This is a genomic window from Kosmotoga sp. (assembly GCF_982836095.1).
This window is the reverse complement of sequence record NZ_CEYIHJ010000038.1, coordinates 5,977-13,495: the sequence shown is the minus strand read 5'-3', so window position 1 is coordinate 13,495 and position 7,519 is coordinate 5,977. Positions and strand designations below refer to the sequence as shown.

General features: G+C 40.2%; 8 protein-coding genes and 1 tRNA gene. 3 read left to right on the top strand and 6 right to left on the bottom strand.

The window, feature by feature from the left end; translation table 11 throughout:
- Window positions 1-150: 150 nt before the first annotated feature.
- Window positions 151-238: transfer RNA gene (locus tag AC3LHT_RS04105), tRNA-Leu, on the bottom strand.
- A gap of 44 nt (window positions 239-282) precedes the next feature.
- On the opposite strand from AC3LHT_RS04105, the gene AC3LHT_RS04100 reads away from it, so the two are divergent.
- Window positions 283-975 carry a type 1 glutamine amidotransferase gene (locus AC3LHT_RS04100; RefSeq protein ID WP_488662063.1) on the top strand — a complete coding sequence of 231 codons (693 nt, stop codon included), beginning with the start codon at window positions 283-285 and terminating at the stop codon, window positions 973-975.
- On the opposite strand, the gene AC3LHT_RS04095 is transcribed toward AC3LHT_RS04100, so the two are convergent.
- Window positions 952-1,971: a potassium channel family protein gene (locus tag AC3LHT_RS04095; RefSeq protein WP_488662062.1), complete on the bottom strand. Its 1,020-nt coding sequence runs from the start codon at window positions 1,969-1,971 to the stop codon at window positions 952-954. The two genes, AC3LHT_RS04100 and AC3LHT_RS04095, sit on opposite strands and share 24 nt — an antisense overlap.
- Window positions 1,964-3,148, bottom strand: coding sequence for a MalY/PatB family protein (locus AC3LHT_RS04090; protein WP_290645782.1), 1,185 nt, complete (start codon window positions 3,146-3,148; stop codon window positions 1,964-1,966). The genes AC3LHT_RS04095 and AC3LHT_RS04090 overlap by 8 nt, the downstream gene beginning before the upstream one ends.
- A gap of 71 nt (window positions 3,149-3,219) precedes the next feature.
- Here AC3LHT_RS04090 and pcp point away from each other — a divergent pair, with 71 nt between their 5' ends.
- Window positions 3,220-3,819, top strand: a complete 600-nt coding sequence (gene pcp / locus AC3LHT_RS04085; protein ID WP_488662061.1) for a pyroglutamyl-peptidase I — start codon at window positions 3,220-3,222, stop codon at window positions 3,817-3,819.
- Window positions 3,816-4,559 carry a nitrilase-related carbon-nitrogen hydrolase gene (locus tag AC3LHT_RS04080; RefSeq protein ID WP_488662060.1) on the top strand — a complete coding sequence of 248 codons (744 nt, stop codon included), beginning with the start codon at window positions 3,816-3,818 and terminating at the stop codon, window positions 4,557-4,559. The genes pcp and AC3LHT_RS04080 overlap by 4 nt, the downstream gene beginning before the upstream one ends.
- Before the next feature lie 134 nt (window positions 4,560-4,693).
- On the opposite strand, the gene AC3LHT_RS04075 is transcribed toward AC3LHT_RS04080, so the two are convergent.
- The 3 genes from AC3LHT_RS04075 to AC3LHT_RS04065 all read right to left on the bottom strand — a co-directional run.
- Window positions 4,694-5,983, bottom strand: a complete 1,290-nt coding sequence (locus AC3LHT_RS04075; protein ID WP_290645776.1) for an MFS transporter — start codon at window positions 5,981-5,983, stop codon at window positions 4,694-4,696.
- Window positions 5,984-5,995: 12 nt separating this feature from the next.
- Entirely contained in the window at window positions 5,996-6,901 is a 906-nt protein-coding gene (gene era / locus AC3LHT_RS04070; RefSeq protein ID WP_290645774.1) for a GTPase Era, read from the bottom strand.
- A 5-nt stretch (window positions 6,902-6,906) separates the two neighbouring features.
- Window positions 6,907-7,519, bottom strand: a 613-nt coding sequence (locus tag AC3LHT_RS04065; protein WP_488662059.1) for a DALR anticodon-binding domain-containing protein, incomplete at its 5' end; no start/stop codon positions are given.

The window sequence follows — 7,519 nt, the reverse complement described above, 5'->3', positions numbered from 1 at the left end:
AGAAGATAGAAGAACTGTTTTTGCAGTTTCAGGGAATCTTGGAAGACCACGATAAAGACAGATACTTTGGCGAAGAATTCAAAACCGCTCTTTCATTGCTAAAAGATAGAGCAAATTTATAACAAAAAACTGGGAGCTTAACTCCCAGTTTGGTGCCGGAGGCGGGACTTGAACCCGCACAGGCATAATGCCCACATGATCCTGAGTCATGCGCGTCTGCCAATTCCGCCACCCCGGCAGGCATAAATAGTTTATCATCACGACAGGGAGGTGTCAAGAAGCATGGGGCGTATCATATTGGTTTTCTTAGCAGCTTTTATGTCTGTAATGTGCTTTTCATTATCACATCCGATTGCCCTCCTTCAGAATGATTCCGATTATTCCAATGGTAATTCTTACATAGAACAAGCCTTGAAAAAGCTGGGAGTTGATTATGTTGTTTACCGAGCTTTTCTAGGTGAATTTCCCAAAAACAGGGAATATTCAGCACTTATCATAAGCGGTGGGAACAGCATGACAGCTTATTTTACAAATTCAGGCAAAGCAAGAGATTCTATTAAATTGATAACCGAGGCCGATGTTCCAGTATTGGGAATATGTATGGGCTTTCAACTCATCGGAAGGATTTATGGTTCTTCACTTATCGTCTCCGAAGAACGTGGGTGGAGAAAGCTTAAAATCGTAAAAGACGATGTTCTTCTCACGGGTATACCAGATGAATTTTTCGCTTGGGAAAATCATCTCTTCACCCTAAAAAGCCTTCCAAAGAACTTTGAATTGCTCGCTGTAAATGACTCAGGTTCTATCCAGATGATAAAACATAAGAGTAAATATGTTTATGGTGTCCAATTCCATCCCGAAAAGGGAGATTCTGAGAGATTTAATCATGGTTATATGGTACTTCTCAATTTTCTAACGCTTGTTGAGTATCTTGATGAGAAAAAATGCAGTTTAACCTTGAAGCAGGTGCCTTAATTTCTCAATCTGCTCTTTCTTTCCAAGAACCATCAAAGATTGTCCAGATTTTATCAACGTAGATGCGCCAGGATTAAATATGCTTCTTCCGCTGTCGTTGTCGTGGACTGCTATGACAATTAGCCCGGTTTCTTGCGGGATTCTAAGTTTTCCAAGCTCAATACCCTCCGGTGAAAATTCCTCTGGAACGCTTACCTGCTCAAAATAAAGTTGGATATCACCAGACTCAACAAGAGTATCGAGGAATCCCTCTATGCTTGGGTTTAAGATCAGGTTGACCATCCTGCGTGCACCGATTTCAAGTATTGGAAGCACCTTTGAAGCACCTGCATATTCTAATTTCTTGATGCTTTCTACCTCGTTTGCTTTAGCAATTATTTCAAGAGAAGGATTCAACTGTCTTGCAGTAAGAACGACAAAAACATTATCTGCATCGACAGGTAGTGTGGTAATTAATCCTTTAGCATGATCAACACCAATCTGCTTCAATACTTCTTCATTTACCGCATCTCCTTTAAAGCAAGTAAAATCATTTGATAATTCCTCTATGTATTCCACGCGTTCTGGGTCATTATCCACAAGAATTACCTTAAGTCCCCGTTCTGAAAGCATTCTTGCAATGCTCAGACCAATTGTTCCAGCACCCACAACAATATAATGATTTCTCATTTTTACCAGCTCCTTTAACATTTTTCTTCTTTTCAAAGTCTGACTGAGCTTGCCTTCGACGATAAAGCCTGTTATTTTTGAAATGGCATAGACCCCAAGTGTAATACTACTGAAGATGAGCAAACTGGTAAAAACCTTTCCTGCGGGTGATAAGTCTCTTGGTGTTCCGTAACCAACAGTTGATATGGTAATCACCGTCATAAAAAAAGAATCGGTTAGACTCCACCCTTCTATTAATGCGTAGCCGTACATACCAGTAAAAAATACAATTGCAATGTAGAAAATCGCAAATATTATGGATTTCAAATCCTCTGTTCGATTAATCATCTTTCAGTTCTTTAACCGCCCTTTCAATCATTTTGAGTCCCCGTTTTAGCAAGGTTCTGGGACAAGCAAAATTCAGTCTTTGAAAACCTTCGCCGCCTTTTCCAAAAACCGGGCCGTGGGTTAGTGCAATTCCCGCCTTATGTATCATAAGCCTTTGAAGCTCCTTATCACTTAATCCAAGTTCCCGGAAATCCAGCCACATGAGATAGGTGCCCTCTGGTCTGACGGGTTTAACCCCGGGAATATTATCATTTATGTATTCAATTGCGAAGTTTCTGTTATCTTCGAGATAGTCGAGGAGCTCGTCAAGCCACTCTTTACCATGACGATAAGCGGCTTCCGTTGCATAGATACCGAAAATATTACCAAGTTTCAAAGAAAGTTGGTCGTAAAGTCTTCCTTCAAAACTCTTTCTGAGTTCATTATTGGGAATGATGGTTAATGAAGTCTCAAGGCCGGCGATATTAAAGGTTTTACTTGGAGCCATACAAGTTATTGAAATTTCCGCAAGGTCATTGGATATACTTGCAAAAGGGGTATGTTTCGACTCTGAATAAACTATATCTGAATGGATTTCATCTGATACCACTATAATGCCTTTTCTAAGGCAGATTTCACCGAGCTTTTTTAGTTCAGTTTTTGACCAAACGCGGCCAACAGGGTTATGCGGATTACAGAGTATGAGCATTTTTGTTTTTCCATCTATTTCAGATTCAAGGGCATTAAAGTCCATCTCATAGTGTCCGTTGACATAAAGAAGCTCATTGGTGACAAGTTTTCGGTTGTTGTTCTTTATCACATCAAAGAAAGGGTAATACACCGGAGTTTGAACCAAAATTTTGTCTCCTGGATTTGTAAAAGCTTGTATGGCTATTGCAATAGCCGGCACTACCCCTGGGGAGTCAACAACCCACCTCTTTTTTATTCTCCAGCCATGCTTTTCCATAACCCAATCCATAAAACTCTGGTAAAATTCATCGCTCCTCGCCGTATAACCAAATACACCGTGCTTTGCCCTTTCAGTTAATGCTTCGATAACTGCCGGCGGTGATTTGAAGTCCATATCGGCAACCCACATGGGCAGCAGTTCATCACGTCCAAAAAGCTCTTTCAATTTGTCCCATTTATAAGAAGATGTACCCCGCCTGTTGATGATTTCATCAAAATCGTATTTCATAACTTTCCTCCCTTTTCTTTGTAATCATTTTAATGATATCATCTAGTAAATGAAAAACTGAAGGTGATAGCGTGATTATAATCAGTTATTTTGAGCCTTTTGGAAAGGATGCTAAAAATTCTACCGAGGTGATTTGTGAGGAAATCAAGAGTGTTAGAAAGGATATTCACTTTGTAAAATTACCGACGGTGTTTTTTGAATCCGGTAATATCCTAACCAAGCTCATCGAAGAAATGCGGCCTGACTTTGTCCTGATGTTGGGCCAGGCAGGTGGAAGAGCAGCGATAACACCAGAAAAAGTTGCCCTGAACTGGATTGATGCGCGAATTGAAGACAACAAAGGTCAAAAACCCCAAGACACAAAAATCATCGATAAAGGGCCGGTAGCATATTTATCAACACTTCCTGTAAGAAAAATCACAGAAACCCTGGTGAAAAAAGGCATCCCTTCACGGATATCTTATACTGCCGGAACTTTCGTATGCAATGCACTCTTTTATCAGGTGATGCACTTCATAAGCGAGAACAACTACACAACTTCGGCCGGGTTCATACATTTCCCTTATCTTACAGGTCAGGTTCTTTATAATGGGGAAATCCCTTCTATGGAACTTGAAAAGTCCATTGATGGGTTAAACACAATTGTTGAGTTGCTGGAGGGTCGATTATGAAAATTGCCGGTGCATTATTCGCCCCAAGGGAAGACAACAAAGATGAAAATAAAGCCGAAGTGGCTAAAATATTTGCTGAAGCTGAAGATGTAGGCGCACGGCTGTTGATTTTCCCTGAAATGACCCTCAGTGGATTTACCATGAATCACGCTTTATATGATCCAAGCGATATGGAATTCTTCGAAAAGCTTGCAGAAAAGTATGGTATAGCTGTGCTTTTTGGGAGTATCTTCAAGCAGGGAAGCAACTTTTTCAATTCAGCTGTATTTTATGATCCAAAGAGTCTTAAAAAAGCTATTTATTTCAAAAGAAGACTTTTCAGCTACGCTAAAGAAGACAATTTTTACTCCTGGGGGAATAAACCTGTTCAATTTTCTTTTCAAAGGTTAAAATGCTCAATTGTAATTTGCTATGACCTGAGATTTCCAGAGTTATTCAGGGAGACAAAGGGCAGCGAATTGTTTTTTGTAATTGCGAGTTGGCCAAAAAGCAGGAAATTGCACTGGGACACACTTCTTAGAGCACGAGCCATCGAAAATCAGGCGTTTGTAGTGGGAGTAAACAGAATAGGTTTTGATGCAGATGGCACTGATTATGGACAGCTTAGCACGGCTTTTGACTACTTTGGCAAAAGATTGCCCAGTATAAAAACTCATCAGCTCTCAATATGGGAAATTTCAGGGAAAATGGTTGAAAAAATGAAGCATTGGAGAGAAACATTTCCGGTACTAAAAGAATAAAAAATTGCTGCCCTTTGCGAGGGCAGCGAAGCGGTCTGAGGGTTACTTCAGCAATACTATTATAACTCTTTAAGGCACATAGAAAGCCATAAGCGTTATTAGATGCCAACTATAAGCACTTGACACTCTCAACCCTACATTAATTTTGCAGTTTGTTTCATCTTTCTGTGAAGGTTCTCAACATCTTTTGATAATGTATAGGCTGAAAAAAGCAGAGCAAACGCACAAGGGAGCCAGAAAAGCGCTGAAATATTCATCGCCGCTGATAGGGAACCGAGTGTGACAGAAATGCTTCCAGCAAATACCTTTCCTAATCCAGTTCCAAGAGAATCGGTAATATTGAATATGGAAAAGATGCGCCCACGATTTTCAGGAACGTTTACATTCATCAGCATTGTTTTCATATTTGGACCTGTCATTGAGGCGGTTGCAGCAGCTATCATGCCCAGAAGAGAAATAAGAAGAAATCCCACAGAATTTTCGATTGGAGGAAGATTAAGGACCGCTAGAGCTAAAAGGGCTCCTATGGCAGTCATAATAGCGCTGAACAGTGGCATATAAGCTTTTCTTTTGTTGTAAAGAATACCTCCGACTATTCCGCCAAAAAATATTCCTAATACATTACCAAGCCCAAAGAAAATGAATACGATGGTTGCCTTACCCTGGTCAAGACCCTTGTATCTCTGAAGAAACTCTACAAGGAAATATGGAATGGCTCCCCATGGGATAGTTCCCAATATCCCTTGAATGAACAGTACTAGATTCGTCTTTATCTTAAATAAATCAAGATAATCGCTTAACCTAACCTGGGCATTGTATTTTCGACCTTCCCTCACCAGGTCTCCTACGGCAACTTCCGCGCCTCCTCTTTCAGGTTCCTTAGCAATAAGATAGAAAAGAAAAGCAAAAATAAGATTGGGTAATGAAACAATCATAAATGGGATTCTCCAGCCAAGGCTTTCACCGGTGAACCCAGCAATAATCATACCGAGTATTGCGCCAATCGAAATTGCGGTTGATAATATGGCGTTTACCTTGGCCCTTTCATTTTCATTGAAAATGTCACTCGCATACGAAAAGACGACCGGGAAGACAGCACCAATACCTATGCCTGTAAGAGCCCTTAAAAGAAAGAGTTGCGGATAGCTGGTAGCGAAGGCAGAAAAGAAGCAGGGAATTTCGCCAACGAGTACGCTGAATAAAAGAAGTTTTTTTCTTTTGTACTTGTCAGCTAAAAAACCCCAAACAAGACTCAGTAGCGCACCAATGATCGTAAAAGAACCAGCGATGTAACCAATTTCCCTGTCTCCAATTGAAAATTCTTTTTCAATTCTACCAATGTTTGGTGCCATGACCATTTGATCGGCATTTAACAAAACCATCATAAGAAGAAGTATCCAGAGGACGATACTTTCCTTTTTCATGCTTCTCCCCCTTTACTCAAGATCCTCTCTCAGGTTTGTAAAGTCCTGAATGAAATTATCTTTTTCTCGCCACTTTTTACGAACTTTCACAAATAGTTCAAGGAATACCTTTGAATCAAAAATATATTCCATATCCTGACGTGCAAGTATGCCAATCTTCTTGATCATGGCACCCTGTTTACCGATTATTATTGGTTTTTGGCTCTGGCGTTCTACAACAATATCTGCTCTGATAAACAGCACACCAGTTTCCTTATCCTGAAAATCATGGATGTACACACCAGTAGAGTGGGGAATTTCTTCCTTTGTGAGCATGAGCACTTTTTCCCTTATAATTTCAGCAGCCATGAAACGTGAAGACCTATCTGTGATAACATCCTCCGGATAAAGCATAGGCCCTTCAGGAAGCCTTTGTATTATTTCTTCCAGCAATTCATCAACGCCATCGCCTTTCTCAGCGGAAATGAGAAAATGCTTCTCAACATTTTCAAAAAGCGCGAGAGCCTTTTTGGTGAATTCATTTAAACTGGCTTTAGTGAGAGCCACATCGATTTTGTTGATTGCAAGAAAGGCGGGTATTTTAGAAGAATTGACATGTTTTGCTACCAGATGATCTGAGGCTTTTATGCCATCTTCATAATCAACCATTATGAGAAGAAGGTCGGAACCATTTAGGGCTCCGACCGCAATTTTCACAAGATATTGTCCCAGTCTGTGGAGGGGTTTGTGAATACCGGGTGTATCGTAAAAAATTACTTGCCCTTTTTCAGTGGTTACTATCCCTCCGATACGGTTTCGGGTAGTTTGAACTTTGTCAGAGACAATCGCGATTTTCTCACCAACAAGTCTGTTAATAAGCGTAGATTTTCCAACGTTGGGTTTTCCTACTAGGGAAACAACCCCTGATTTAAACCCCATATTATTTAATTTACCCCCTCATCGAGAAGCTGGGAAAAATCAGCAATTTTGAAGAATAGCTCATCAAGCGCTTTTAAGAAGCCGAGTCTGTTGAGCCTTATATCCGGTTGGTTATCCATTACGAAAACATTGTCAAAATAATCATCGATGAATTCTTTTAGCGAAATAAGATCACTTATTGCCCTATCGAATTTGTGCTCATCCAGATGTCTCTTCAGGGAATCATAAACCCGTAAATATTCGTTAAAAAGCGTCTTTTCCTCTTTCTTTAGGAAAAGTGCGCCATCAAACTTGACCGAATCATGCTTCTTGCTTATGTTATGCACACGCTGATAAGCTACCAGAAGCTTGTCAAATTCTTCGTTTCCTACAATGGATTTCAATGCAGAAGCGATGAGTTCTCCACTGTAAGGGAGATTCCACCAGGAATTGACCGCACGTGCAATTCTGATTGAATAACCTTTGTCCATTAAGAAATTTTCGTATCTGTTCTTCGTGAAATTCTCCAAAACGTCAGAAAAGTTTGAGTATTCAAAGCCATATATTTCAGCGGAACGTTTGTAAAAATCCTTCAAATCAGCATACCAACCAAAGGAGCAAAATATATTGAATATGGAT

Excerpts from the sequence above, each read along its gene's own strand:
- AC3LHT_RS04100 (WP_488662063.1), top strand. The coding sequence starts at position 283 with ATGGGGCGTATCATATTGGTTTTCTTAGCAGCTTTTATGTCTGTAATG.
- AC3LHT_RS04095 (WP_488662062.1), bottom strand. The coding sequence starts at position 1,971 with ATGATTAATCGAACAGAGGATTTGAAATCCATAATATTTGCGATTTTC.
- AC3LHT_RS04090 (WP_290645782.1), bottom strand. The coding sequence starts at position 3,148 with ATGAAATACGATTTTGATGAAATCATCAACAGGCGGGGTACATCTTCT.
- AC3LHT_RS04080 (WP_488662060.1), top strand. The coding sequence starts at position 3,816 with ATGAAAATTGCCGGTGCATTATTCGCCCCAAGGGAAGACAACAAAGAT.
- era (WP_290645774.1), bottom strand. The coding sequence starts at position 6,901 with ATGGGGTTTAAATCAGGGGTTGTTTCCCTAGTAGGAAAACCCAACGTT.
- AC3LHT_RS04075 (WP_290645776.1), bottom strand. The coding sequence starts at position 5,983 with ATGAAAAAGGAAAGTATCGTCCTCTGGATACTTCTTCTTATGATGGTT.